The 25,622-nt window shown below is 67.6% G+C and carries 20 protein-coding genes and 1 pseudogene; 14 read left to right on the top strand and 7 right to left on the bottom strand.

Features of this window, described 5'->3' with window-relative positions; genetic code table 11:
• Positions 1-73: 73 nt before the first annotated feature.
• Positions 74-2,098 carry an acyltransferase family protein gene (locus AB4879_RS10220; RefSeq protein ID WP_370507506.1) on the top strand — a complete coding sequence of 675 codons (2,025 nt, stop codon included), beginning with the start codon at positions 74-76 and terminating at the stop codon, positions 2,096-2,098.
• On the opposite strand, the pseudogene AB4879_RS10215 reads toward AB4879_RS10220, so the two are convergent.
• Positions 2,095-2,402 (bottom strand): annotated as a pseudogene (locus tag AB4879_RS10215) (chorismate mutase). The gene AB4879_RS10220 and the pseudogene AB4879_RS10215 overlap by 4 nt on opposite strands.
• 209 nt (positions 2,403-2,611) lie before the next feature.
• Here AB4879_RS10215 and pcrA point away from each other — a divergent pair.
• Positions 2,612-4,966, top strand: a complete 2,355-nt coding sequence (gene pcrA / locus AB4879_RS10210) for a DNA helicase PcrA (protein ID WP_370507505.1) — start codon at positions 2,612-2,614, stop codon at positions 4,964-4,966.
• Positions 4,967-4,982: 16 nt separating this feature from the next.
• Complete coding sequence (locus tag AB4879_RS10205; RefSeq protein ID WP_370507504.1) at positions 4,983-5,846, top strand: phosphatase PAP2 family protein; 864 nt, start codon at positions 4,983-4,985, stop codon at positions 5,844-5,846.
• Here the strand turns inward: AB4879_RS10205 and AB4879_RS10200 are convergent.
• Both AB4879_RS10200 and AB4879_RS10195 read right to left on the bottom strand, forming a co-directional pair.
• Entirely contained in the window at positions 5,817-6,425 is a 609-nt protein-coding gene (locus AB4879_RS10200; protein WP_370507503.1) for a hypothetical protein, read from the bottom strand. The genes AB4879_RS10205 and AB4879_RS10200 overlap by 30 nt on opposite strands.
• Positions 6,426-6,429: 4 nt before the next feature.
• A complete protein-coding gene (locus AB4879_RS10195) occupies positions 6,430-7,488 on the bottom strand; it encodes a M23 family metallopeptidase (RefSeq protein ID WP_370507502.1) in 1,059 nt (352 codons plus the stop codon).
• 261 nt (positions 7,489-7,749) lie between these two features.
• On the opposite strand from AB4879_RS10195, the gene sucC reads away from it, so the two are divergent.
• The 3 genes from sucC to AB4879_RS10180 all read left to right on the top strand — a co-directional run bounded on the left by sucC (position 7,750) and on the right by AB4879_RS10180 (position 11,490).
• Positions 7,750-8,913 carry an ADP-forming succinate--CoA ligase subunit beta gene (gene sucC / locus AB4879_RS10190; RefSeq protein WP_102809097.1) on the top strand — a complete coding sequence of 388 codons (1,164 nt, stop codon included), beginning with the start codon at positions 7,750-7,752 and terminating at the stop codon, positions 8,911-8,913.
• Positions 8,914-8,930: 17 nt separating this feature from the next.
• A complete protein-coding gene (gene sucD / locus AB4879_RS10185) occupies positions 8,931-9,833 on the top strand; it encodes a succinate--CoA ligase subunit alpha (protein ID WP_370507501.1) in 903 nt (300 codons plus the stop codon).
• A gap of 124 nt (positions 9,834-9,957) precedes the next feature.
• Complete coding sequence (locus tag AB4879_RS10180; protein ID WP_370507500.1) at positions 9,958-11,490, top strand: acetyl-CoA acetyltransferase; 1,533 nt, start codon at positions 9,958-9,960, stop codon at positions 11,488-11,490.
• On the opposite strand, the gene AB4879_RS10175 is transcribed toward AB4879_RS10180, so the two are convergent.
• Positions 11,487-12,338 carry an LLM class F420-dependent oxidoreductase gene (locus tag AB4879_RS10175; RefSeq protein WP_102809094.1) on the bottom strand — a complete coding sequence of 284 codons (852 nt, stop codon included), beginning with the start codon at positions 12,336-12,338 and terminating at the stop codon, positions 11,487-11,489. The genes AB4879_RS10180 and AB4879_RS10175 overlap by 4 nt on opposite strands.
• 119 nt (positions 12,339-12,457) lie before the next feature.
• Between AB4879_RS10175 and sfnG the strand changes: the two genes are divergently transcribed.
• The 3 genes from sfnG to AB4879_RS10160 all read left to right on the top strand — a co-directional run bounded on the left by sfnG (position 12,458) and on the right by AB4879_RS10160 (position 16,044).
• Complete coding sequence (gene sfnG / locus AB4879_RS10170; protein WP_370507499.1) at positions 12,458-13,588, top strand: dimethylsulfone monooxygenase SfnG; 1,131 nt, start codon at positions 12,458-12,460, stop codon at positions 13,586-13,588.
• 169 nt (positions 13,589-13,757) lie between these two features.
• Positions 13,758-14,567, top strand: coding sequence for a DUF5336 domain-containing protein (locus AB4879_RS10165; protein WP_102809148.1), 810 nt, complete (start codon positions 13,758-13,760; stop codon positions 14,565-14,567).
• Between the two features lie 49 nt (positions 14,568-14,616).
• Complete coding sequence (locus AB4879_RS10160) at positions 14,617-16,044, top strand: DUF6350 family protein (RefSeq protein WP_370507498.1); 1,428 nt, start codon at positions 14,617-14,619, stop codon at positions 16,042-16,044.
• A 28-nt stretch (positions 16,045-16,072) separates the two neighbouring features.
• On the opposite strand, the gene AB4879_RS10155 is transcribed toward AB4879_RS10160, so the two are convergent.
• Entirely contained in the window at positions 16,073-16,621 is a 549-nt protein-coding gene (locus AB4879_RS10155; RefSeq protein ID WP_370507497.1) for a hypothetical protein, read from the bottom strand.
• A gap of 242 nt (positions 16,622-16,863) precedes the next feature.
• On the opposite strand from AB4879_RS10155, the gene purN reads away from it, so the two are divergent.
• The 5 genes from purN to AB4879_RS10130 all read left to right on the top strand — a co-directional run bounded on the left by purN (position 16,864) and on the right by AB4879_RS10130 (position 24,089).
• Positions 16,864-17,493: a phosphoribosylglycinamide formyltransferase gene (gene purN / locus AB4879_RS10150; protein WP_370507496.1), complete on the top strand. Its 630-nt coding sequence runs from the start codon at positions 16,864-16,866 to the stop codon at positions 17,491-17,493.
• Entirely contained in the window at positions 17,490-19,070 is a 1,581-nt protein-coding gene (gene purH, locus AB4879_RS10145) for a bifunctional phosphoribosylaminoimidazolecarboxamide formyltransferase/IMP cyclohydrolase (protein WP_370507495.1), read from the top strand. Before purN ends, purH begins: the two co-directional genes overlap by 4 nt.
• Positions 19,071-19,153: 83 nt before the next feature.
• On the top strand, positions 19,154-20,536 hold the full coding sequence (locus AB4879_RS10140) for a sigma 54-interacting transcriptional regulator (RefSeq protein ID WP_102809088.1): 1,383 nt from the start codon (positions 19,154-19,156) through the stop codon (positions 20,534-20,536).
• Positions 20,529-22,517: a VWA domain-containing protein gene (locus AB4879_RS10135; RefSeq protein WP_370507494.1), complete on the top strand. Its 1,989-nt coding sequence runs from the start codon at positions 20,529-20,531 to the stop codon at positions 22,515-22,517. Before AB4879_RS10140 ends, AB4879_RS10135 begins: the two co-directional genes overlap by 8 nt.
• Positions 22,518-22,892: 375 nt before the next feature.
• A complete protein-coding gene (locus AB4879_RS10130) occupies positions 22,893-24,089 on the top strand; it encodes a hypothetical protein (RefSeq protein WP_370507493.1) in 1,197 nt (398 codons plus the stop codon).
• Positions 24,090-24,154: 65 nt separating this feature from the next.
• Here the strand turns inward: AB4879_RS10130 and AB4879_RS10125 are convergent, their stop codons facing one another.
• Both AB4879_RS10125 and AB4879_RS10120 read right to left on the bottom strand, forming a co-directional pair.
• Positions 24,155-24,751, bottom strand: coding sequence for a DUF1707 domain-containing protein (locus AB4879_RS10125; RefSeq protein ID WP_370507492.1), 597 nt, complete (start codon positions 24,749-24,751; stop codon positions 24,155-24,157).
• A gap of 64 nt (positions 24,752-24,815) precedes the next feature.
• On the bottom strand, positions 24,816-25,595 hold the full coding sequence (locus AB4879_RS10120; protein WP_370507491.1) for an enoyl-CoA hydratase family protein: 780 nt from the start codon (positions 25,593-25,595) through the stop codon (positions 24,816-24,818).
• Positions 25,596-25,622: the final 27 nt, after the last annotated feature.

Genomic DNA, 25,622 nt, shown 5'->3' with positions numbered 1-25,622 from the left:
ACCGCGCGCCTGCGCTGATCAGCGGTGCCTGCGAACTAGATTTCACAGCACCGAAGAACTAGGAGGGCATGGTGTGACGGCGCGCGTCTTTGCGCAAAGTCCCTGGGTTGATCCCGTCTCGCAACCGAGCCAATTGCGCAGGCCACGGCCCCGCGGCTCGGGCATTCCCGCGCTCAACGGGATCCGCGGGGTCGCCGTCGCACTCGTTCTGATCGGACACAGCGGAATCCCTGGTGTCGCAGGCGGATTCATCGGCGTCGACGTCTTCTTCGTGCTCAGCGGCTTCCTCATCACCTCGCTGCTGCTCGACGAGATCGGTCGTACCGGCCAGCTCGACCTCGGCGCGTTCTGGGTACGACGGGCCCGCAGGCTGCTACCCGCGCTGCTGTTGATGGTGCTGGCGGTGATCGCTGCGCGGCTGCTGTTCCCGCCCGACGCCGTCAGCGGCTTGCGCAACGATGCGGTCGCCGCGTTCCTGTGGATGGCGAACTGGGCGTTCGTGTCGCACCAGACCGACTACTTCAGCCAGGGCGCTCCGCCCTCACCGCTGCAACACACCTGGTCGCTGGGCGTCGAGGAGCAGTACTACCTGATCTGGCCGGTGCTCATCGCGGCGGTGGCGGTGTTGCTGGCCGTGATCGCCCGCCGTCGCAAGAAGACGCCGAGCATCACCGCGGTCCGGTGGGCTGTGCTGGTCCTCGCCCTCGTCGGAACGGCGGCGTCGGCCACCGAGGCCATCCTGATGGCCGACGACGACTCGCTCAACCGCGTGTACTTCGGCACCGACACCCGTGCGCAGGCGCTGCTGATCGGGGCCGCGGCCGCCGCACTGCTGGTGCGGGACTGGCCGGCGATGATGGCGGGCTGGCCGCTGATCCGGTCGCGGTGGGGCCGCTGGCTGGCCGCGGGGGTGCCGGTGGCCGGAGTGGCGGTCCTTGCCGCGATCACGCACGTCGCGACCGGCAGCGCCGCCGAATTCCGCAACGGCCTGCTGATCGTCGTCGCCGTGGCCGCCGTCTCGGTGATCGCGGGTGTCGCGCTCGAACAGAACGGTCCGGTGGCGTGGGTGCTGGCCACCCCGCCGCTGGTGGCGCTCGGCGTCGTCTCCTACGGCGTGTACCTCTGGCACTGGCCGGTGTTCCTGGTGCTCACCGGGGAGCGCACCGGGTGGACCGGATACCCGCTGTTCGCCGCGCGCTGCGCGATCACGCTGCTCGCGGCGGTCGGGTCCTGGTGGCTCATCGAACGTCCCGTTCGACGCTGGCGACCCGTGCACGTTCCCCAGCTTCGGCTGGCGGCCGCGACGATGGCCACGGCCGTCGCCGTCGCAGTCGTCGTCGTGCCGGTGGGAACCCGCATCGACGCGTCGAGCCCCGACGTCACCCAGGCCGCGCTGGTCTCCCCGGTCGAGACGGTGCGACTGGCCGCGCCGGTGCAGGTCGGGCCGCGCCCGCACACCGTGTCGGTGTTCGGTGACTCCATCGGGTGGACGATGATGCGGTATCTGCCGCCCACCCCCGGCATCAATTTCCTGGACCGCACCACGATCGGCTGCGGCCTGGTCCGAGGCGGCCCGTACCGCTACTCCGGGCAGAGCCTGGAACAGAAGCCGGAATGCGACGCCTGGCCGGAACGCTGGGCGCAGCGCATCGGCCACGACCGGCCCGATGTGGTGCTGATGATGGTCGGCCGCTGGGAGGTGGTGGACCGCAAGTGGAATGGCAAGTGGGCCCACATCGGCCAGCCCGATTTCGACAAGTACCTGGAGAGCGAACTGCGGCACGCGCTCGACATCCTCGGTTCCACGGGGGCGCTGGTGGTGGTGGCGACCGAGCCGTACAGCCGGCACGGTGAGCAGACGAACGGCAACCTGTACCCCGAGGATCAGCCCAGCCGGGTCGACCAGTGGAATGCCTTGCTGCGCAGAGTCGTAGCCGATCGCAAGAACGTGACCGTGCTCGATCTGAACAAGAAGCTCGCGCCGAACGGCGGCTACACCAACAAGATCAACGGTGTTCAGGTCCGCATCGACGGCGTGCACCCCACGCCGAACGCGGTCAAGTGGATGACGCCCTGGCTCTTGGACGCCGTGCGCTAGGAGTGCCCGAGCCGGCCGCGGCCCATGCGCAGCAGCAGCATCGCCAGATCCTTGCCGTCCTGGCCCAGCTCGCTGTAGCGCTCGATGACCTTCATCTCACGGCTGTGCACCAGCCGGGTGCCGCCGGAGGCCATCCGGGCCCGGCCGATCGCCTGGGACACCTCGGTGCGGCGCTTGACCGCCGCCAGGATCTCGGCGTCCAGGCGGTCGATCTCGCCGCGCAGGCTGTCGATGTTGTTCTCGGCTTCAGGAACCATTTCCAGAGTCATCGCTTCGTTCTCCTCGTGTGTGGGTCTGGTCTCATTCGATCCCGGGCCTCACACAAGAGACGAGCCCCGGGTCCGGATGCGGACCGCGGGGCTCTCGGGTTGAGCAGCTAGATACCCACGGGCACCGCGGACCGGTACCCGTAGAAAAATCGACGCTGCGGAGAAAGCACGTTGACGAGTGTGCCACTCCGAAGCCCGGCTTCGCAAAAAAACTGTCGACATACAGCGGTAAGTTGGGTCGGACATGAGTGTGCACGTGACAGATTTCAAACCCCCGGCCGATGCGGCCGAACTCCTCGAGGGCCTCAACCCCCAGCAGCGCCAGGCGGTGCTGCACGAGGGGCCCCCGCTGTTGATCGTGGCCGGCGCCGGGTCGGGCAAGACCGCGGTCCTCACCCGCCGGATCGCGTACCTGCTGGCCGCCCGCGACGTCGGCCCGGGCCAGGTGCTGGCGATCACGTTCACCAATAAGGCCGCCGCCGAGATGCGCGAGCGGGTGGTCGCGCTGGTGGGTCCGCGGGCGCGGAACATGTGGGTGTCCACGTTTCACTCCACCTGCGTGCGGATCCTGCGCAACCAGGCCTCGCTGCTGCCGGGGCTGAACTCGAACTTCTCGATCTACGACGCCGACGATTCGCGGCGCCTGCTGCTGATGATCGCCAAGGACATGGGTCTGGACACCAAGCGGTACACGCCGCGACTGCTGTCCAACGCGATCTCGAACCTGAAGAACGAACTGATCGTGCCGGAAGATGCAGTCGCCGCACTCGAGCCCGGATCCGACGACCTGGCCCGCACGGTGGCCAGCGTCTACGGCGAATACCAGCGACGGCTGCGCGCGGCCAACGCGCTGGACTTCGACGACCTGATCGGCGAGACCGTCGCCGTCCTGCAGAACTTCCCGCAGATCGCCCAGTACTACCGCAGGCGGTTCCGGCACGTCCTGGTCGACGAGTATCAGGACACCAACCACGCCCAGTACGTGCTGGTGCGCGAACTCGTCGGAGTGGGCGCACCCGATACCGACACCGTGCCGCCCAGTGAGCTGTGCGTGGTCGGCGACGCCGACCAGTCGATCTATGCGTTCCGCGGCGCGACGATCCGCAACATCGAGGACTTCGAGCGCGACTTTCCCAACGCCACCACGATCCTGCTCGAGCAGAACTACCGGTCGACCCAGAACATCCTGACGGCGGCCAACTCCGTCATCTCCCGCAACGCCAACCGCCGTGAGAAGCGGCTGTGGACCGACGAAGGTGACGGGGAGCTGATCGTCGGCTATGTCGCCGACAACGAGCATGACGAGGCCAGGTTCGTCGCAAGCGAGATCGATGCACTCGCCGACGGTGCTCATGGGGCTGGCGGGTTCTCCTACAACGACTTCGCGGTGTTCTACCGGACCAACAACTCGTCGCGCTCGCTGGAAGAGGTGTTCATCCGGGCCGGCATCCCGTACAAGGTCGTCGGCGGCGTTCGGTTCTACGAGCGCAAGGAGATTCGCGACATCGTCGCCTACCTGCGCGTGCTGGACAACCCCGGTGACGCCGTCAGCCTGCGGCGCATCCTGAACACCCCGCGCCGCGGTATCGGCGACCGCGCCGAGGCCTGCGTGGCGGTGTACGCCGAGAACACCGGCAGCACCTTCGCCGACGCGCTGACCGCCGCGGCCGCCGGCAAGGTACCGATGCTGAACACCCGCTCGGAGAAGGCGATCGCGAGCTTCGTCAACCTGATCGACGACCTGCGCGGCAAGCTGGACGACGAGCTCGGGGACTTGGTCGAGGCCGTGCTGGACCGCACCGGCTACCGCAACGAGCTGGAATCCTCCAGCGATCCGCAGGACCTGGCCCGGCTGGACAACCTCAACGAATTGGTCAGCGTCGCACACGAATTCAGCATCGACCGGGCCAATGCCGCCGCACTGGCGGCAGAGCAGGACGACGCCGATGAGGACGTGCCGCAGACCGGCATACTCGCCGAGTTCCTGGAGCGGGTGTCGCTGGTCGCCGACTCCGACGAGTTGCCCGAGCACGGCTCCGGGGTGGTCACGATGATGACCTTGCACACCGCCAAGGGCCTGGAGTTCCCGGTCGTCTTCGTCACCGGCTGGGAGGACGGCATGTTCCCGCACATGCGGGCGCTGGGGGATCCGGCCGAGCTCTCCGAAGAACGCCGGCTGGCCTATGTGGGCATAACCCGTGCGCGCCAACGGCTTTACCTCAGCCGCGCGAAGGTCCGCTCCTCGTGGGGGCAGCCGATGCTGAACCCCGAATCCCGGTTCCTGCGCGAGATTCCGGAGCATCTGCTCGACTGGCGCCGAACCGATCCCGCGCCGTCCTATAGTGCGCCGGGCCGATTTTCTCCTGGAGCGGGTGGGTTGGTCGGCACCCCGCGACCGTCACCGGCGCGTCCCGCAGGCGGCGGTAAGCGTGCGCTGGTGGTGCTCGCACCCGGTGACCGGGTCAACCACGACAAGTACGGTCTCGGCCGCGTCGAGGAGGTGTCCGGGATGGGGGAGTCGGCGATGTCGCTGATCGACTTCGGCAGCGCCGGCCGGGTGAAGCTGATGCACAACCACGCACCCATCCAGAAGCTCTGACCGCGACCGTGCGATCGTGACTGCCTTCGTGGTGGCCGCGCTCCTGGCCTGGTGCCTGGTGTGCATCTGGGTGGCGCGTCATCAGGAGTTCTTCCTGGCCGCGATGGCTCGCGTGCGGGACACACCCATCGCGGTCACCGTGCGGTCGTGGGCGGTCCGACGCCTCGGCGGATCCGCGACCAGGTTGGCGCAGTGGCTGTCGGTGGACGTGACCGCGGTCTTGGCGCTGGTGTCGGGCATCGTGTTGGTCGCGCTGTTGGCGGCGGGCTTCACCGAGTTGCTCGACGACGTCCTGGAGGGCGAGATCGACTCGTATGTCGATCGACCGGTCAGTCAATGGTTTGTCGGCCATCGTGACGCGGAGCTGACCGCGGTGTTGAAAGTGCTCACCCACGTTGCTGATCCGTTGTCATTGGTGGTGATCACCGTCATCGTCAGTGCATGGGTCTGCTGGCGGATCCGGTCCTGGTTGCCCGCGGTGCTCGGGTTGTCCGGGTTGATCGGCGTCGGGGTGGTGCTGGTGGTGGCCAAATGGATGGTCGGGCGCAGTCGTCCGCCGTCGTGGACCGCCGTCATCGTCGAAGACGGTTTCTCGTTCCCCTCCGGTCACGCCACCGGCGGTGTCGCCGTCGCGGTGCTGCTCGCCTGGATGGCAGGCTGGGTCATCCGGGGTTGGACGGCTCGAGTGGCGCTGTGGGCGAGCGCATCAGCCGTCGCCGGGATGGTCGGCTTCTCCCGGGTCTATCTGGGTGTGCACTACGTCAGCGACGTCGTCGCCGGGGCTTTCCTTGGTGCGGCGTGGGCGATCGGCGTGATCGTCGTCGGGGCGTGGTGGGAAAGCCGAAGGCACTCAGCGCAGCCGGCACCAGCGTCGGGTTGACGGGTGCAACGCCAGGATCAGACTGGCCAGCGGTAACACTGGAATCACATACACCGCCAACGGAATTCGCGCTCCGGCGACGAACACACTGCCGAATGTCAGCAGCGCGATGACGGCGCCGAACGCGATCAGGTAGCGGCCGACGGAGCGGCGCAGCAGTAATGCGACCACCCCGGCGATACTGGTGACCGCGAACAGCAGGGTCAGGAATCCGACCGCAACGCAGAACAGTCGATCGGTGCCCCACCATCCGGTGATCAGGTCGGTGGCGACGACGCCGGTGGCCCAGCCGCTGACGATGCTGACCGCACTGGCCGCGATCGCGGTTCGCCCGGTGGAGACGTCGACCGCGCCCGGCCGGGCCGGAACCGCGACCGGGGTGGCGCGCCGGATCAGTCCGGTCGGCGCCTCGTCGGCAGGCGGACGAGGAATGTTGACGGTGCGATCGTCGGGCACCGCGGGGATCGGCCCGGTGGGCGCGCGCCGGATGATGCTGGTGCGCGGCTCTTCGGGTTGGGGAATCGGTCCGGACGGCTGACGCCGGATGATGCGGGTGTGCGGCTCGTTCGGCTCGGACACCAGGTCAGCCGACGTAGGGGCCGACCGAGAGGCCCCGCTTCGCCAGCCACGGCACCGGATCGGTCCGGTTGGTGCCGCCCAGCAGAACTTCGAAATGCAGATGCGGGCCGGTCGAATTGCCCCGGTTGCCCACAGTGGCGATCTGATCGCCGGCGAAGACTCGCTGGCCGATCTGGACCGTCCAGGTGTTCACGTGGCCGTAGAGGGTGACCGTGCCGTCGGAATGCCGGATCTTCACCCAGGCGCCGTACCCGGCCGTCGGCCCGGCGTCGACGACGACACCGTCGGAGGCGGCAACGATGGGCGTCCCGATCGGAGCCGCCAGGTCGACGCCGCCGTGCAGCGCGCCCCAGCGGTAACCGAAGCCGGAGGTGAACACGCCCTTGGTCGGCATGACGAACAGCGGCCGCTGCAACCGGGCTTCGCGCTCGGCGCGTTCCTGGGCGAAGGCCTGTCCGTTGGCCAGTTCCTCGCCGTGCACGGCGGCGTCGGCGACCGGCTTCACCGCGATCAGCTGCACGCCGCGCGGCGTGGTCACCGAGCCGTCCATCGGGGTCTTGTCGGCGGCCAGCACGGTCTGGGTGGTGGTGTCGGTGGCGGGCTTGACCGCGGTGTAGGCCGCGGCGGCGGCGGCGCCCGCGGCCATGGCCGCGATCATCACGCGGCCCTTGACGGCGCCAGTGGGCTGCCTGCGGTGCTGCGGCGTGCGGGGCAGCACGTCGGTGTTGTCGTCGTTGACGTAGCGCGGGACCTCAGCGCGTTCGGGGCGCGGCGCGGCGAACTCGGTGGGCACGGCCAGACGCAGCGGCTGGGGGTCGTCCGCGTCGTGCAGATCGTCGAGTTCAGGGCAGCGCGCCACCTGAAGGCTGGCGAAAGCGGTGCTCTCGCGGAAGTCGATATCGCAGAGATCGCCGAATTCGTTGAACGGGATGATGTCGGTGACGTCGAGCCGCTCCGGATCCAGGGCTCGCTTGGCGGGCGCTTGGCGATCGAAAGGCCTGGTCGAAGGCTGCGAGGCCGAAGAAGCTCCGATGGTGCTCGGTGCCGGCCGATGCTGCGTCAAAACTCGATGTCCCTTAGTCGTGACCAAAGCGTTATCTCAGACCCCGACGACGTTAACGAAGATCTAATACAGGTCGCAACCCAAGGCGTTATTCCACGGAGGATTGTGAGTTGAATCACTTCAACTCCGCGGTGAGATGTACCACATGAGCGGTACGCGAGGACGGAGTCCTCGGAGCGTCTAGATACAGTTCCCCCCGGAGCGACTTCCTTAACACCACTTCGTCAACAAAACAGTCAGCGCCGACCAGACAGTGAGCTCATGGATCTTTTCGAATATCAGGCGAAAGAACTGTTCGCCAAGCACAACGTTCCCACCACTCCCGGCCGGGTCACCGACTCGCCGGAGGACGCCAAGGCCATCGCCGAGGAAATCGGTAAGCCCGTCATGGTCAAGGCCCAGGTGAAGGTAGGCGGCCGCGGAAAGGCCGGTGGCGTCAAGTACGCCGCGACCCCCGACGACGCCTACACCCACGCCAAGAACATCCTCGGCCTGGACATCAAGGGCCACGTCGTGAAGAAGCTGCTGGTCGCCGAGGCCAGCGACATCGCCGAGGAGTACTACATCTCCTTCCTGCTCGATCGTTCCAATCGCACCTACCTGGCCATGTGCTCGGTCGAAGGCGGCGTGGAGATCGAAGAGGTCGCCGCCACCAAGCCGGACCGGCTGGCCAAGGTGCCGGTCGACGCCGTCAAGGGTGTCGACCTGGCCTTCGCTCGCGAGATCGCCGAGAAGGGCCACCTGCCCGCCGAGGTGCTCGACGCCGCAGCGGTGACCATCCAGAAGCTGTGGGAGGTCTTCACCGGCGAGGACGCCACCCTGGTGGAGGTCAACCCGCTGGTGCGCACGCCCGACGATCAGATCCTGGCGCTGGACGGCAAGGTCACCCTGGACGCGAACGCCGACTTCCGCCAGCCCGGCCACGCCGAGTTCGAGGACAAGGACGCCACCGATCCGCTCGAGCTGAAGGCGAAGGAGAACGACCTCAACTACGTCAAGCTCGACGGCGAGGTCGGCATCATCGGCAACGGCGCGGGTCTGGTCATGTCGACCCTGGACGTCGTCGCGTACGCCGGTGAGAAGCACGGCGGCGTGAAGCCCGCCAACTTCCTCGACATCGGCGGTGGCGCCTCGGCCGAGGTGATGGCCAACGGTCTCGACGTCATCCTGGGCGACAGCCAGGTCAAGAGCGTGTTCGTCAACGTGTTCGGCGGCATCACCGCGTGCGACGCGGTGGCCAACGGCATCGTCGGCGCGTTGAAGAAGCTCGGCGACAGTGCGAACAAGCCCCTCGTCGTGCGTCTCGACGGCAACAACGTCGAAGAGGGCCGCCGCATCCTCAACGAAGCCAACCACCCCCTGGTGATCCAGGCCGACACCATGGACGCCGGCGCCGACAAGGCCGCCGAGCTGGCCAACAAGTAGAAACGGAACAATGACTCATGTCTATTTTCCTTAACGCGGACAACAAGGTCATCGTCCAGGGCATCACCGGCGGTGAGGGCACCAAGCACACCGCGCTGATGCTCAAGGCCGGCACCCAGGTGGTCGGTGGCGTGAACGCGCGCAAGGCCGGTACTACGGTGTCGCACAAGGACAAAGAGGGCAACGACATCGAATTGCCGGTGTTCGGTTCGGTGGCCGAGGCCATGAAGGCGACCGGCGCCGACGTGTCGATCGCCTTCGTGCCGCCGGCGTTCTCCAAGGACGCCATCATCGAGGCGATCGACGCCGAGATCCCGCTGCTGGTGGTCATCACCGAGGGAATCCCGGTGCAGGACAGCGCCTATGCGTGGGCCTATAACGTCGAGAAGGGCGAGAAGACCCGCATCATCGGGCCGAACTGCCCCGGCATCATCACCCCCGGTGAGGCGCTGGTCGGCATCACGCCGAACAACATCACCGGCAAGGGCCCGATCGGCCTGGTGTCCAAGTCCGGCACGCTGACCTACCAGATGATGTACGAGCTGCGCGATCTCGGCTTCTCGACCGCCATCGGCATCGGCGGCGACCCGGTCATCGGCACCACCCACATCGACGCCATCGAGGCGTTCGAGAAAGATCCCGAGACCAAGATCATCGTGATGATCGGCGAGATCGGCGGCGACGCCGAGGAGAAGGCCGGCGCCTACATCAAGGCCAACGTCTCCAAGCCGGTCGTCGGCTACGTCGCCGGGTTCACCGCGCCTGAAGGCAAGACCATGGGCCACGCCGGTGCGATCGTCTCGGACGGCGCAGGCACGGCTCAGGGCAAGAAGGAGGCCCTCGAGGCCGCCGGGGTCAAGGTCGGCAAGACACCGTCGGAGACCGCGAACCTGGCCAGGGAGATCCTGCAGGGGCTGTAATTCGTCATCGAGTCCGCCGTCAGGGCTGTGATCCACACCGGATCGCAGCCCTGATGTCGTTTTCGGGCGGTAGCCACGCCCCCGGTTGGCAAAACGGGAACACGTTCTATTAGCCTGTCGAACTATGGTCGATCCGCGTACCCCCGTCATCGTCGGCGTCGGGCAGTTCACCGAGCGCATTGACGACCCGGACTACCGGGGTATGTCGGCGGTCGAGCTGGCCACCGAGGCCGTTCGCGCCGCGCTGGCGGACACCGGCGCGGACGTCGCTGCCGTCGCCGCGTCGATCGAGGTGTTCGCGGGCCTGCGGCAGTTCGAGATCTGCACGCCGTACGCGACAGCGCCGCTGGGGTGCTCGGACAACTACATCCGCTCGGTCGCCAATCGCGTCGGCGCAGACCCGAAGCGCGCCGTGCTCGAATCCATCGGCGGCAACGGCCCGCAGAAGCTGGTCACCGAGTTCGCCGGCGCCATCGCGGCCGGCGAGATCGAGGTGGCGTTGATCCTCGGCTCGGAGAACGGTTCGACGCTGAAGACGTTCGCGGGCAAGGACGACAAACCCGACCACAGCGAAACCGTTGGCGGCCAACTCGAGGACCGCGGCTACGGCTTCGAGCAGTACATGAGCGAGTACACCGCCAACCACGGGCTGACCGGCGCACCGGTGCAGTACGGGTTGTTGGACAACGCGCGGCGTGCCCGGCTGGGTCTCGATGTCGACTCCTACCGGCGCACGATGGCCGAGCTGTTCTCGCCGTTCTCGAAAGTCGCTGCCAAGAATCCGTTTTCGTCGTCACCGGTGGAGCGCTCGGTCGACGAGATCGCCACGGTCACCGCTGAGAACCGGATGATCTGCGACCCGTATCCCCGGCTGCTGGTGGCCCGCGACACCGTGAACCAGGGCGCGGCCGCGCTGCTCATGTCGGTGTCCGCCGCCCGCGAACTCGGTGTGCCCGAAGAGAAGTGGGTGTACCTGCACGGTCACGCGGATCAGCGCGAGCAGGATCTGCTGGACCGTGCCGACGTCGGCGTCAGTTACTCGTCGAAACAGGCTGTGGCAGAGGCACTTCGGGTGGCCGGCATCGGCATCGACGACGTGGCCACCTTCGACCTCTACAGCTGCTTCCCGTTCCCGGTCTTCGCGGTGTGCGACGACTTCGGGCTGGCCGCCGACGACCCGCGCGGGCTCACCCTCACCGGCGGCCTGCCGTACTTCGGCGGACCGGGCAACAGCTATTCGCTGCACGGCATCGCCGAGACCGTCGCCGCGATGCGCGACAAGCCAGGTGCATTCGGACTGGTGGGCGCCAACGGCGGTGTGATGAGCAAGTACTCGGTGGGGGTCTACTCCACCACGCCGATCGAGTGGACGCCCGACCGCAGCACGGAACTGCAGGCGGACATCGCCGCCCTGCCGAAGGTGCCGGTCACCCGGAACGCCAACGGCAGCGGCGTGATCGAGACGTACTCGGTGCGCTACGACTGGCCCGAGCGCACCGGGGTCATCATCGGCCGCCTCGACGCCGACCTCAGCCGGTTCATGGCCATCACCACCGACCCGGCCCTGGTGGCGTTGATGAGCGACGGCGACCCGCTGGGCGCCGCGATCAACGTCACCGCGGGCGAGGACGGCAAGAACCGCGCAACGCTGGCTTAGAGCTCCAGTGCGCTGAGTTTTCCGGCCAGTCGCTCCACATAGGCGGCGACCTCGTCGCCGGACTTGTCCGGCAGGCCGAACAGCACCTCGGTGACGCCAATGTCCTTCCAGTGCGCCAACTTCTCGGGCACCGGCTTGAAGTCGAGAGCCACGATCTGCGGCGCACCGTCGCGGCCTGCCGCTGCCCAGGTGTCCTGGAGCAGCTTCACCGGCTCGTCGATGTCGAAGTCGCGCGGCGTGGTGATCCAGCCGTCGGCGCTGCGGGCGATCCACTTGAAGTTCTTCTCGGTACCCGCCGCGCCGACGAGCACCGGGATGTGCGACTGAACCGGCTTGGGCCAGGCCCAGCTCGGACCGAACTTGACGAACTCGCCGTCGTATTCGGCCTCCTCCTTGGTCCAGAGTTCGCGCATGGCCTCGATGTACTCACGCAGCATCGTGCGACGCCGACCCGGTGGCACGTTGTGGTCCATCAGCTCGTCGGTGTTCCAGCCGAACCCGACACCCAGGCTGACCCGGCCGCCGGACAAATGATCAAGGGTGGCAATTGATTTCGCCAGAGTGATGCAATCGTGCTCGACCGGCAGCGCCACCGCGGTGGACAGCCGCACCGTGGAGGTCACCGCGGCCGCGGTGCCGAGACTCACCCACGGATCCAGGGTGCGCATGTAGCGGTCGTCGGGCAGCGACTCGTCACCGGTGGTGGGGTGCGCGGCCTCGCGCTTGACCGGGATGTGCGTGTGCTCGGGCACGTAGAACGTCGTGAAGCCGTGCTCATCGGCGAGCTTGGCGGCCGCCGCAGGGGCGATGCCGCGGTCACTGGTGAACAGAACGAGCCCGTAATCCATGGGCTGCATTAGAACGAGTTGCCCAACCCCCGGCAAGGTGGCGTCTCAGTGGGCGACATCTGCACTCTCGGCGAGTAAAAGGGGTGACCCCGCCGACGGTGGTCGCAACGATGCAAAGCATGACGACCGAACGCATCGCCGACCACGTGAAATTCGCCTACTGGGTGCCCAACGTCAGTGGTGGCCTGGTCACCAGCACCATCGAGCAACGCACCGACTGGAACTACGAATACAACGTCAAACTTGCACAGACCGCCGAGAACAACGGCTTCGAATACGCGCTGTCGCAGGTCCGCTACGAGGCCAGCTACGGTGCTGAATTCCAGCACGAATCGACCAGCTTCTCGCTGGCGCTGTTGCTGGCCACCGAGCGGCTCAAGCTCATCGCCGCCGTCCACCCCGGCCTGTGGCAACCCGGGGTGCTGGCCAAGCTCGGCGCGACCGCCGACCATCTGTCCGGTGGCCGGTTCGCCGTCAACGTGGTGTCCGGCTGGTTCAAGGACGAATTCACCCACCTGGGCGAACCATGGCTCGAGCACGACGAGCGCTACCGCCGGACAGCCGAATTCCTGCAGGTGCTGCGCAAGATCTGGACCGAGGACGACGTGGATTTCCGCGGTGACTTCTACCGCATCCACGACTTCACCCTGAAGCCCAAGCCGCTCAACACACCGCAACGGCCCAACCCGGAGATCTTCCAGGGCGGCAACTCCACCGCCGCACGGCGCAACGGCGGCCACTACGCCGACTGGTACTTCTCGAACGGCAAGGATTTCGACGGCGTCACCGAGCAACTCGTCGAGGTTCGCGACCACGCCCGCGACGCCCACCGGGAAGTCAAGTTCGGACTCAACGGCTTCATCATCGCGAGGGACACTGAGCGGGAAGCAAAAGAAGTCCTTCGAGAGATCATCGCCAAGGCCGACAAGCCGGCGGTCGAAGGGTTTCACGGCGCCGTGCAGCAAGCCGGCGCCTCGACCGCGGACAAGCGCGGGATGTGGGCCGACTCGACCTATGAAGACCTCGTCCAATACAACGACGGCTTCCGCACCCAGTTGATCGGCACCCCCGAGCAGGTCGCCGAGCGGATTTCCGCCTACCGTAAGCGCGGCGTGGACCTCATCCTCGGTGGCTTCCTGCATTTCCAGGAGGAGATCGAGTACTTCGGCGCGCGGGTGCTGCCGCTGGTGCGCGAAATCGAAGCGGCCGAGAGCGATTCGATCGCCGCGCCCCTTCAGGCCTCCGCCTGAGTCCTCACGGCCGGTTACCAACTGCCTGTGTGACACGCCGATGGTCGCGGCGGCCACGGCGCTGTGCGATAGCGTGGTGTGCGAACGCCGACCTGCGGGTCCGTTCGAGAGCCACAACCGACGCAGCGCCGCGGGGGATGCGCGGCGTGACAAGGCTGAAGGAGAGGCCATGACTTACCCGCCCACGAATCCGGGCTACCAACCGTCGCAGCCGAGCGGTCCCTATGGTGCGCCCACGTCGTCGTTCGCGCCGGCCGAGGCCGGACCGAGCAAGCTGCCGCAGTACCTGAACGTCGCCGCCATCGTGCTGGGCCTGGCGGCGTACCTCGCCAGCTTCGGGCCGATCCTCACCGTCCACGCCGACCTCGGCCCCTTCGGGGGCGCCGAGTTGACCGGCGGTGGCGGCGGTTACCCGGTGGTCGCGACGCTGATTGCCGCGCTGCTCGCGGCGGCGGCGCTGCTGCCCAAGGCCCGCGACTACGGCGGCGTCATCGCCACCGCATCGGTGATCGCGGTGCTGATGGCGATCGCTCAGGTCATCAGCAAGCCGACCGGCTTCTCCGTCGGCTGGGGGCTGTGGCTGCTGCTCGCGTTCACCCTGCTGCAGGCCATCGCCGCGGTGGCGGCGCTGCTGCTGGAGGCCGGCATCATCACCGCCCCGGCGCCCCGGCCCCGGTACGAACAGTTCGGTCAGTACGGTCCGCCTCCCGGCGGCTACTACGGCCAGCCCGGTCCGCAGGGCCCGCCGCAAGGAATCCCGCCGCGGCCGAATTACCCGTCCCAGTACGGCGGCGGCTACACGTCCGGCCCGTCGAACTTCGGCGGTGCGCAGAGCGGCCCGCCGACCCCGCCGACCGGATTCCCGAGCTTCAGCCCGCCGCCGTCGAGCGGCTCGGGCCAGCAGCAGCCCGCCGGACAGCCGGAACAGCAGCAGCCCCAGGCGCCGTCATCGTCGCCGTCGGGTCAGAGCCCGTCCTAACCGGGCGCTCTTCGCGCACCACGCCTGACCGGCGCGTCGAGTGACACGGATGGAGGACAAGCGGCCAGTCGGCGCGCGCCAGGCGCGCGACCTGGTCCGGGTTGCGTTCGGCCCGTCGGTGGTCGCCCTGGTGGTGATCGCCGCGGTGACCCTGCTGCAGCTCGTCATCGCCAACAGCGACATGACGGGCACCCTGGGTGCGATCGCCAGCATGTGGCTGGCCGTACACCAGGTGCCCATCTCGATCGCCGGCCACCAGCTCGCGGTGTTGCCGCTGCTGCCGGTGCTCCTGATGGTCGCGGGCACCGCACGCACATGCGCGCACGCGACCTCACCGCGCGCCTCCTGGTTCGTCACCCGGTGGATCGTCGCCTCGGCCATCGGCGGACCGCTGCTGTTCGCGGCGATCGCCTTGGCCGTTATCCACGACGCCTCCTCGGTGATCACCGAGTTGCAGACCCCGAGCGCGCTGCGCGCATTCTCCGGGGTGCTGGCCGTACACGGCATCGGAGCGCTGATCGGGGTCGGCTCGCAGGTGGGGTGGCGGGCGCTGACGGCCCTGCGGTTACCGCTGTGGCTCGGCGACACCGTGCGGGCCGCGCTGGCCGGGCTGCTGGCGCTGCTGGGACTGTCCGGTGCGGTCACCACGGTGTCGCTGGTCGTGCACTGGGGCACCATGCACGAGTTGTACGCGGTCACTGATTCGCTGTTCGGGCAGCTCAGCCTCACCTTGCTGTCCGCGCTGTATGTGCCCAATGTGATCGTCGGGACCTCGGCGATGGCGGTCGGATCGAGCGCCCACATCGGGTTCGCCACATTCAGCTCGTTCACCGTCTTCGGCGGCGACATCCCCGCGGTCCCGATCCTGGCCGCGGTGCCGACGCCACCGCTCGGGCCGGTGTGGGTTGCGCTGCTGATCATCGGTGCGGCGTCCGGGGTCGCGGTCGGCCAGCAGTGTGCGCGCAGACCGCTGCCCTGGCCGACGGCTCTGGCGAAGGTGGCGGTCGCGTCGCTGCTCGCGGCCGTCACGATGGCCGCCCTGGGTTACGCCGGCGGTGGGCAGCTCGGCAATTTCGGCGACGTCGGGGTGGACCAGAGCACCTTCGGCCCGGCGGTGTTCTTCTGGTTCTTCGCGATCGGTGCGTTGACCGTGGTGCTGACCGGCGGCGTGCGCCGCCGTCCGAAACGGGTGAAGCCGCCGGCTCCGGTGGCGCCGGTCGGGGACCCGCTCCTCGACGACCTGACTGACGACGACCTCGCCGACGATCTCGCCGACGACCTCGCCGACAACGAGGCGCTCACCACGCCCATCCCGGACATGACGGCCGAGCCGGCGCCGGTACCGGAGGTCGAACCGGAACCCGAGCCCGACCCCGCGCCGCCGCCGCAGGCGGTCCGGCCGGCACCTGATCTCGAAGACGTCGAGGACCTGATGGTCGTCGACGACGACATCGACACCGGGCGGCCTGAACGCTGAGGGTCCGTCGCCCCGCGGCGACGAGCTGCTATTCCTTCGGGCCGATGTTGTAGCTGATCCGGCCGTCCTCGATGTCGGTGACCGTCAAGGTGTACGTCTGCTTGTCGCTGTCGGCCAACACCGTGCAGTCGATGCTGCTGTCGATGACTCCGACGAGATCGCCGGAGCACTGCGCCCACGACTGGCCGGGGCCCGATGCGAGTTCGCTCACCAGTGATTGTTCTACGTTGGCCTTGGATACCCGGACCACCGCTGCTGCGGCCGCTCGGCCGGCGGGACTGGCGGCGGAGTTTCCCGGTACGCCGGGGCCCGCGAGCGGAGCGTTGCAGTTCAGCGCCAACAAGGCCTCTTGCCCGTCGGATGACTGGCGGTCCCCCTGCTGGGTCACGATGCAGTCGGCACGCTCTGTTCGTCCACCGAACGTGGCGACGACGACCGCCGTGTACCCGGCCGATCGCAGTATCGAGTTCGCCTCATCGAACGTCCTGCCGACGATATCGGGAGCCGCATTGCTCACCGCGGAGGTAGCGGTCGCCATCGCAATGGCAACCAGGGGCGCCGCTGCTGCGGCTCGCATGTTGATCACGTCGTAACTTCCCGGGCGGCGTTGCCCTGAGTCCGAAAATTGGTCATCGCGAACACCGAATCGGGTTACCCGATACATCGCAGCCGTTGCCGCTGGCCGGCGTTGCTCACCCACAGACGCTGTAATCCACGGGCTCACAGCAAACTAGCAGCTTCCTGGAGGTGATGCCATTGCCTCGCGAGGGCAGGTCGGTGCCGCGTGCGCACAGAGCCGTTCCCGCTAGGCTCATCGCCGTGCAGCATCCGATCCACATCCCGCCGAGTGCGCCGGCGCGGCTCGTCGTCCTGGCCTCGGGAACCGGATCGCTGCTGCAGTCGCTGCTGAGCGCCGCCGTCGGCGACTATCCCGCGCGGGTCGCGGCGGTCGGGGTGGACCGGGACTGTCGCGCCGTCGAGATGGCACAGGCCGCGTCGATCCCCACATTCTGCGTGCGTTTGAAGGACCACCCGAGCCGCGCCGACTGGGACACCGCGATCGCCGACGCCACCGAAGCGCACCGTCCCGACCTGATCGTGTCGGCCGGGTTCATGAAAATACTTGGGCCGGAATTTCTTTCGCGATTCCTGGGTCGCGTCGTCAACACCCACCCGGCGCTGCTTCCGGCGTTTCCGGGCGCTCACGCGGTGCCCGACGCGCTGGCCTACGGGGTCAAGGTCACCGGGTGCACGGTGCATCTGGTGGACTCCGGAGTCGACACCGGCCCGATCCTGGCTCAGGAACCCATCGAGATTCTCGATGATGACGACGAAGACACGTTGCACGAACGCATCAAGGTCACCGAACGGCGGCTGTTGGTGGATGTGCTGGCCGCGCTGGCTCAGCGCGGCGTGACCTGGAGTGGCAGAAAGGCGACCATAGGATGACCGCGGGGACTGTAGGCAAGAGGCCGATCCGGCGCGCGCTGATCAGCGTGTACGACAAGAGCGGACTGATCCCGCTCGCGCAGGGTCTGCACGAGGCGGGCGTGGCCATCGTCTCCACCGGTTCGACCGCCAAAACCATTGCCGACAAAGGCATCCCGGTCACCCCGGTGGAGTTCGTAACCGGCTTTCCCGAGATTCTCGACGGCCGGGTCAAGACGCTGCACCCGCACATCCACGCCGGTCTGCTTGCCGACACCCGCAAGCCGGAGCACCTCGCGGCTCTCGGGGAGCTGAAGATCGAGCCGTTCGACCTCGTCGTGGTCAACCTCTATCCGTTCACCGAGACCGTCGATTCGGGCGCCGAGGTGCAGGAGTGCGTCGAGCAGATCGACATCGGCGGTCCCTCAATGGTGCGCGCCTCCGCCAAGAACCATGCCAGCGTGGCTGTCGTCGTCGATCCACTCGGATACGACGGCGTTCTGGCCGCGGTCCGGTCCGGTGGCTTCACGCTCGCCGAGCGACAGAAGTTGGCGGCACTGGCTTTTCGGCACACCGCGGAGTACGACGTCGCGGTCGCCGGCTGGATGGGCTCGGTGCTCGCGCCTGAAGAGGGCGATCAGCCGGCGTTCCTGCCGCCGTGGTTCGGCCGCACCTGGCGGCGCACCTCGCAGCTGCGCTACGGCGAGAACCCCCATCAGCAGGCCGCGCTCTACAGCGACGAGTCCGGCTGGCCGGGTCTGGCCCAGGCCGAGCAGCTGCACGGAAAAGAGATGTCCTACAACAATTTCACCGATGCCGATGCGGCATGGCGGGCCGCGTTCGATCACGAGGAGATCTGCGTCGCCATCATCAAGCACGCCAACCCGTGCGGCATCGCGATCTCGTCGGTGTCGGTGGCCGATGCGCACCGCAAGGCCCACGAATGCGATCCGCTGAGCGCGTTCGGCGGGGTGATCGCGGCCAACACCGAGGTCACGGAGGAGATGGCCGAGTTCGTCTCGGAGATCTTCACCGAGGTCATCATCGCGCCGGCATATCAGCCCGGCGCGGTGGAGATCTTGGCCCGCAAGAAGAACATTCGCGTGCTCGTGGCCGCCCAGCCACCGGTCGGCGGAGCGGAGTTGCGCCAGATCAGCGGAGGTCTGCTGATCCAGGAGCGCGATGCGCTGGACGCACCCGGCGACGACCCGGCGAACTGGACCCTGGCGACCGGCACCCCGGCGGACGCGGCGACGCTGGCCGACCTGCGGTTCGCCTGGCGCACCTGCCGCGCGGTCAAGTCCAACGCGATCGTGGTGGCCGCCGATGGCGCCACGGTCGGGGTGGGCATGGGCCAGGTCAACCGTGTCGACGCGGCACGGCTGGCGGTGGAGCGTGGTGGCGAGCGGGTCCGCGGCGCGGTGGCGGCCAGCGACGCGTTCTTCCCGTTCCCGGACGGGCTGGAGACGCTGACGGCGGCGGGCGTCAAGGCCGTCGTGCACCCCGGCGGATCGATGCGCGACGAACTGGTCACCGAGGCCGCGGCGAAGGCCGGGATCACGCTCTACCTCACCGGGGCCCGGCACTTCGCGCACTGATCGCGCGTATTCCGGCCGGGCCAAATATGACTTTGCGCTGACCGCGTAATGCCCCGGTGGCGTGGCAGTCGTAGCGTGGAGAGGTGACTTCACCTGACAACCTTCCCCGCACTCTTGGCGAACTGCGCGCTTCCGGCCATCGGGAGCGCAGCGTCAAGCAGGAGATCCGGGAGAACCTCCTGACCGCGCTGGCCGAAGGAGATGAGGTCTGGCCTGGCATTTTCGGCTTCGAGGACACCGTCTTGCCGCAGCTGGAACGGGCGTTGATCGCCGGGCACGACTTCGTCCTGCTCGGCGAGCGCGGGCAGGGCAAGACCCGGCTGCTGCGCTCGTTGCAGAATCTGCTCGACGAGTGGACACCGGTGATCGCCGGGTCCGAACTCGGCGAGCATCCCTACACGCCGATCACCCCGGAGTCGATCCGGCGGGCAGGGGAGTCCGGTGACGATCTGCCCATCGAGTGGCGCCACCGCAGTGAGCGCTACACCGAGAAGCTGGCCACCCCGGATACCAGCGTGGCGGATCTGGTCGGTGACATCGACCCGATCAAGGTTGCCGAGGGTCGCAGTCTCGGTGACCCGGAGACCATCGCCTACGGCCTGATCCCGCGGGCGCATCGCGGCATCGTCGCGGTCAACGAGCTGCCCGATCTGGCCGAGCGCATCCAGGTCTCGATGCTCAATGTGATGGAGGAGCGCGACATCCAGGTGCGCGGCTACACGTTGCGGCTGCCGCTGGACGTGCTGGTGGTGGCCAGCGCCAACCCCGAGGACTACACCAACCGTGGGCGCATCATCACTCCGCTGAAGGACCGCTTCGGCGCCGAAATCCGCACGCACTATCCGCGTGAACTCGACGCCGAGGTCGGCGTGATCACCCAGGAGGCGCACCTGTCGGCGCAGGTTCCGACCTACCTGATGCAGATCATCGCCCGATTCGCGCGCTATCTGCGGGAGTCCAATTCGGTAGACCAGCGGTCCGGTGTGTCCGCGCGCTTCGCGATCGCCGCCGCCGAGACTGTTGCCGCCTCGGCCCGCCATCGCGGCGCGATCCTGGGCGAGGAGGAACCGGTGGCCCGCGTGGTCGACCTCGGCACGATCATCGACGTGCTGCGCGGAAAGCTGGAGTTCGAGTCCGGCGAGGAGGGGCGCGAGCAGGCGGTGCTCGAGCATCTGCTGCGTCGCGCCACCGCCGACACCGCACAGCGGGTGCTGGGCGGCATCGACGTCGGCACGCTGGTGGCGGCCGTCGAGGGTGGCTCTGCGGTGACCACCGGCGAGCAGGTCGCGGCCAAGGACGTGCTGGCGGCATTGCCGGACCTGCCGGTTATCGACGAGATCGCCAAGCGGCTGGACGCCGAAACCGAGGGGGAGCGGGCCGCAGCGCTCGAATTGGCCCTGGAGGCACTGTATCTCGCGAAGCGGATCGACAAGGTGACAGGAGAAGGCGAAACCGTCTATGGCTAAAGCGGATCGGGGACACTCACACGACTCCCGGTATTCGGCCTATACCGGGGGCCCTGATCCGCTTGCCCCGCCGGTGGATCTGCGCGACGCGCTCGAGCAGATCGGGCAGGACGTCATGGAGGGCACGTCGCCGCGGCGTGCCTTGTCCGAGCTCTTGCGACGGGGAACCAAGAACACCAAGGGTGCCGACAGGCTCGCCGCGGAGGTGAACTCTCGGCGCCGAGAGCTGTTGAACCGCAACAACCTTGACGGCACCCTGCAAGAGATCAAGAAGCTGCTCGACGACGCGGTGCTCTCTGAGCGCAAGGAACTGGCGCGCGCGCTGGACGACGACGCCCGATTCCAGGAGCTGCAGATCGAGTCGCTCTCGCCGTCGCCGGCCAAGGCCGTGCAAGAGCTGTCGGACTACAACTGGCGCAGCCCGGAGGCGCGCCAGAAGTACGAGCAGATCAAGGATCTGCTCGGCCGGGAGATGCTCGATCAGCGGTTCGCCGGCATGAAGCAGGCGCTGGAGAACGCCACCGATGAGGACCGGCAAGCGGTCAACGAGATGCTCGACGACCTGAACGATCTGCTGGACAAGCATTCTCGCGGCGAGGACAGCGCGCAAGATTTCGACGACTTCATGCGCAAGCACGGCCAGTACTTTCCGGAGAATCCCAAGAACGTCGAGGAACTACTCGATTCGCTGGCGCAGCGGGCCGCGGCCGCGCAGCGCTTCCGCAACAGTCTCACCCCGGACCAGCGCGCCGAGCTGGATGCGTTGGCGCAGCAGGCGTTCGGTTCACCGCAACTGATGAACGCGCTGAATCGGCTCGACTCGCACCTGCAGGCTGCCCGGCCGGGTGAGGACTGGACCGGTTCGTCGGAATTCTCCGGCGACAACCCGCTCGGGATGGGGGAGGGCGCCCAGGCGATGGCCGACATCGCCGAACTCGAGCAGCTTGCCGAGCAGCTGTCGCAGAGCTACGCCGGTGCCACCATGGATGACGTCGACCTCGACGCGCTGGCCCGTCAGCTCGGTGATCAGGCCGCCATCGATGCGCGGACGCTGGCCGAGCTGGAACGTGCGCTGATGAACCAGGGCTTCCTGGACCGCGGTTCCGACGGGCAGTGGCGGCTGTCGCCCAAGGCCATGCGCCAACTCGGGCAGACCGCGCTTCGCGATGTCGCCCAACAGCTTTCGGGCCGGCACGGTGAGCGCGACACTCGTCGTGCCGGCGCGGCAGGCGAACTCACCGGCGCCACCCGGCCGTGGGCGTTCGGCGACACCGAGCCCTGGAACGTCACCCGCACCCTGACCAATGCGGTGCTGCGGCGGGCCGGCGGGCCGGCCGAAGGGCCGTTGCGGATCAGTGTCGACGACGTCGAGGTGTCGGAAACCGAGACTCGCACGCAGTCGGCGGTGGCGCTACTGGTCGACACCTCGTTCTCGATGGTGATGGAGAACCGGTGGCTGCCGATGAAGCAGACCGCGCTGGCGCTCAACCATCTGGTGAGCACCAGGTTCCGCTCGGATGCGCTGCAGATCATCGCCTTCGGCCGCTACGCCCGCACCGTGACCGCGGCCGAGCTGACCGGGCTCGAGGGTGTCTACGAGCAGGGCACCAATCTGCACCACGCGCTGGCGCTGGCGGTACGGCATCTGCGCCGGCACCCCAACGCCCAACCGGTGGTACTGGTGGTCACCGACGGTGAGCCCACGGCGCACCTGGAGGATTTCGACGGTAGAGGTTCGTCGGTGTTCTTTGACTACCCGCCGCATCCGCGGACCATCGCGCATACTGTGCGCGGGTTCGACGAGGTCGCGCGACTCGGTGCGCAGGTGACGATCTTCCGACTCGGAAACGACCCCGGCCTGGCCCGATTCATCGATCAGGTCGCTCGCCGCGTCGAGGGCCGCGTGGTGGTGCCGGACCTGGACGGTCTGGGCGCGGCGGTCGTGGGCGACTACCTGCGGTCCCGCCGGCGCCGGCGCTGAGCTGAGAAGCTCTCAGGTATTCAGCAAATCTGGGGCACCCCTGCGCGGTGGCCCGGTCGACGCTGTGCACAGCAAAGCGCGTGGCAAACGAGTTTGTTATTGACGTCAAGGTTCTCGGGCGCACGGAGTTAGCGAACACGTGCAACACGTCGGTAACCCGAATGTTTCTCCACCGTCAATTGGCTACCGGACGCGCGTCAGTCCTGCGTGATTGGTGTGAAAAAAGCGAAGTACTTAAGTCCCCGAATTCCGTGGTACCGCTTGCCGAGGGGCAAACAGCCCCTTAGTATCTATCAGGATCTTCTAAGATTCGTATCAGCAAAGCACCGAGTTCGTCACGACCCTGGCGAACCGCACCAACAAGGGGAATTAGCAATGGCGTCACGGACTCGGCCTTTCCTGGTGACCGGCGCGGCACTGGCCAGTGCAGCTGCCATCGTCGCCGTCTCACCGGCGTACCTTCCAACTCACGACATCGCGCTGGGTGCCTCCACCCCCCTGCCGCTGTCGACGGCCAAGTACGAGCTGACGGCGATCACCGACATCACCATCCAGGGCATCAACGACGCCTACTGGTTCGGCTGGGGCGGCTACATCCAGACCGACAACACCTACTACCCGGGCGTGAGCGACATCTACGTCAGTGGCGCGCCGGGTGTGCTGTACTACCTCGTCGACAACGCCGCTGAGACCTTCATCCCCGGCTTCGACCTCGACAACTACTACTTCGAGATCGGCGCACCCTCGATCCCCTACGTGGGCGCCGGTGAGCTCTTCGGCACCAGCTCGCCGATCTTCCAGGCCGCGCAGGCGACGTTCTACTACGGCATCCCGAACGTCATCAACTCGATCGTCTCGTCGGCCGCACAGCTGGTCCCGACGTTCGACCTGGGCCCGATCAAGCTCGGTGGCGGGATCCTGGCCAGCCTGTACTTCTACGGACAGACCCCGGATTACGACCCCGAGGCCGGTACCGGCTTCAGCTACAGCACCAACGGCCTGTCGGCGATCCTGGCCTACGTGTCGACGTCGATCTCGGACAACCTGCCCGGTGCGCCCTCGGGAGCAGCGCTCAGCGGCGCCATCACTGCGGCAGCCACGACCATTCAGAACGACATCAAGGGTCTCGAGACCGCCGTCAAGTCCGCGGCCGGCATCACCACCACCGCGTCGTCCGCGGCGGCGAAGTCGACCGCCAAGGCGACGGCTGCCGAGGTCAAGACCGAGTCCGAGGGCACGACCGAGAGCGCCGGCTCGTCCACCGAGAGCGCCGGCTCGTCGACCGACACCACCACGTCGACCGACACCACCACGTCGACCGACGACAGCGCCACCACGCCCGCGAAGTCGACGGGCGCCGTGTCGCCCAAGGCTCCGGCGTCGTCGACCAAGCCCACCACCAAGCCGGCCAAGCCGCAGAACCCGCTCGCCAAGATCGGCAAGCGGATCTCGGACGCGCTCGGCGGTGGCAAGAAGACCAAGTCGGAGTCCAGCTCGTCGAGCGACTCGTCCTCGTCGTCGGGCTCGTCCTCGTCGTCGAGCAGCTCGAGCTCGGGCAAGAGCGCGAAGTAACACACCTGCACAAACAACTTCGGCCCCAACCGAATCGGTTGGGGCCGAAGTTGTGTGCGGACAGGTCAGCGTGATTCGGGTGTGTTGGGCTTGCGGTCCTTGCGTCTGATGCCGACACCGCCCCAGAACGAGAAGCCGCGGATGGTGACTTTCGGCGCCCCCGGTGTACCCGGGCCGTCGACGTCGTGGTCGAAGCCACCCATCACGCCCACTCCGTGGACCTCCACAGTGATCTCCGGCGGCAGCAGGATGGTCTGGCCGCCCATGATCGAATACGCGTGAATCTCCACGTTCGCCGACGTGAAGTCGGCGTAGCGCAAATCGATGACGCCGCCGCCGAACAGCGTGAAGGTCGTGATGCGGCCGGGAACGTTCCATCGGCCGCGGCGCTCGAATCCGCTGAGGATCGCCAACAAGAGCGTCTTGGGTGCGGGCTTCGAAGCGCCACGCCGGTTCGACGCGTCGGCGGCCTCCGGCAGGTCCTCGGTGAGCCGATCGAGGTCCTCATAGGTTTGCGCGGCGTATGCCTTCGCCAACCGTTGCTCGTATTCGGTGAGCGCCAGACGGCCCCGGGAGGCGGCCTCGGTGAGCAGTTGGGCAACCTGGATGCGGTCGGTGTCAGCGGCCCGCGTCGATGCGTCCCGCGGTGTCAAGTTGCTCATCGCTTACGAGGGTACGACTCTGGTCGGCAACCGCAAGAGTGTTCGCTGTTCTCTCACGCTTGTGTTATCGCACCCAGCGCGGCGGGCGTTTCTGCAGAAACGCGAGCATCCCTTCGTGAGCTTCCTCGGAGACGAACAGGCGGGCCGATTCCGTGGCCAAGTCCTCGGCATCGCGGTCGAAGCGGCCCAGAACATCAGCTGTGGTCAGTGCTTTCGATGCCGCCAGCCCCTGCGGCGAGCCACGCCCCAGGTCGGTCACGATGCCCGCGACCGCCGCGTCCACGTCGTCGGCGGCCAGCGTGATCACGCCGATCTCGGCGGCTGTCGCTGCGGTGAACGTCTCACCCGTGAGGTAGTAGCGGGCCGCCGCGCGCGCCGTCATCTTCGGCAGCAATGTCAGAGAAATGACAGCAGGAGCCACCCCGATGCGGGCCTCGGTCAGTGCGAACGTGCTGCGCGGGCCCGCGACCGCGATGTCGCACGCCCCCACCAGCCCGAGACCGCCGGCCCGGACGTGACCGTCGATGGCCGCCACCACGGGCATCGGTGATTCGACGATCGCCCGCAGCAGCGCCGACATCTCGCGACCCCGCGTGACGGTCATCTCGAACGGGTCGCCGTCCGACGCTTCGCTCAGGTCGGCACCGGCACAGAACGTGCCGCCGGTGTGGCCCAGCACCACGGTCCGCACCGCCGGGTCGGCCGCCGCCGCCCGAAGTCCGGCATGCAACTGCTCCACCAGTCGGGTGGACAGCGCGTTCCGGTTGTGCGGAGAGTCGAGCGTCAGCCGGGCGACGTGACCGTCGACGGCGTAGGAGACGAGCCGGTTCATCTCACTGCCCATATCGCTTCGCTCCTGCCCGCCGCGTCA

The organism is Mycobacterium sp. SA01 (assembly GCF_041287105.1).
In the GTDB taxonomy this organism is placed as follows: Bacteria; Actinomycetota; Actinomycetes; order Mycobacteriales; family Mycobacteriaceae; genus Mycobacterium.
This window is presented reverse-complemented; position numbering and strand designations above follow the sequence as displayed.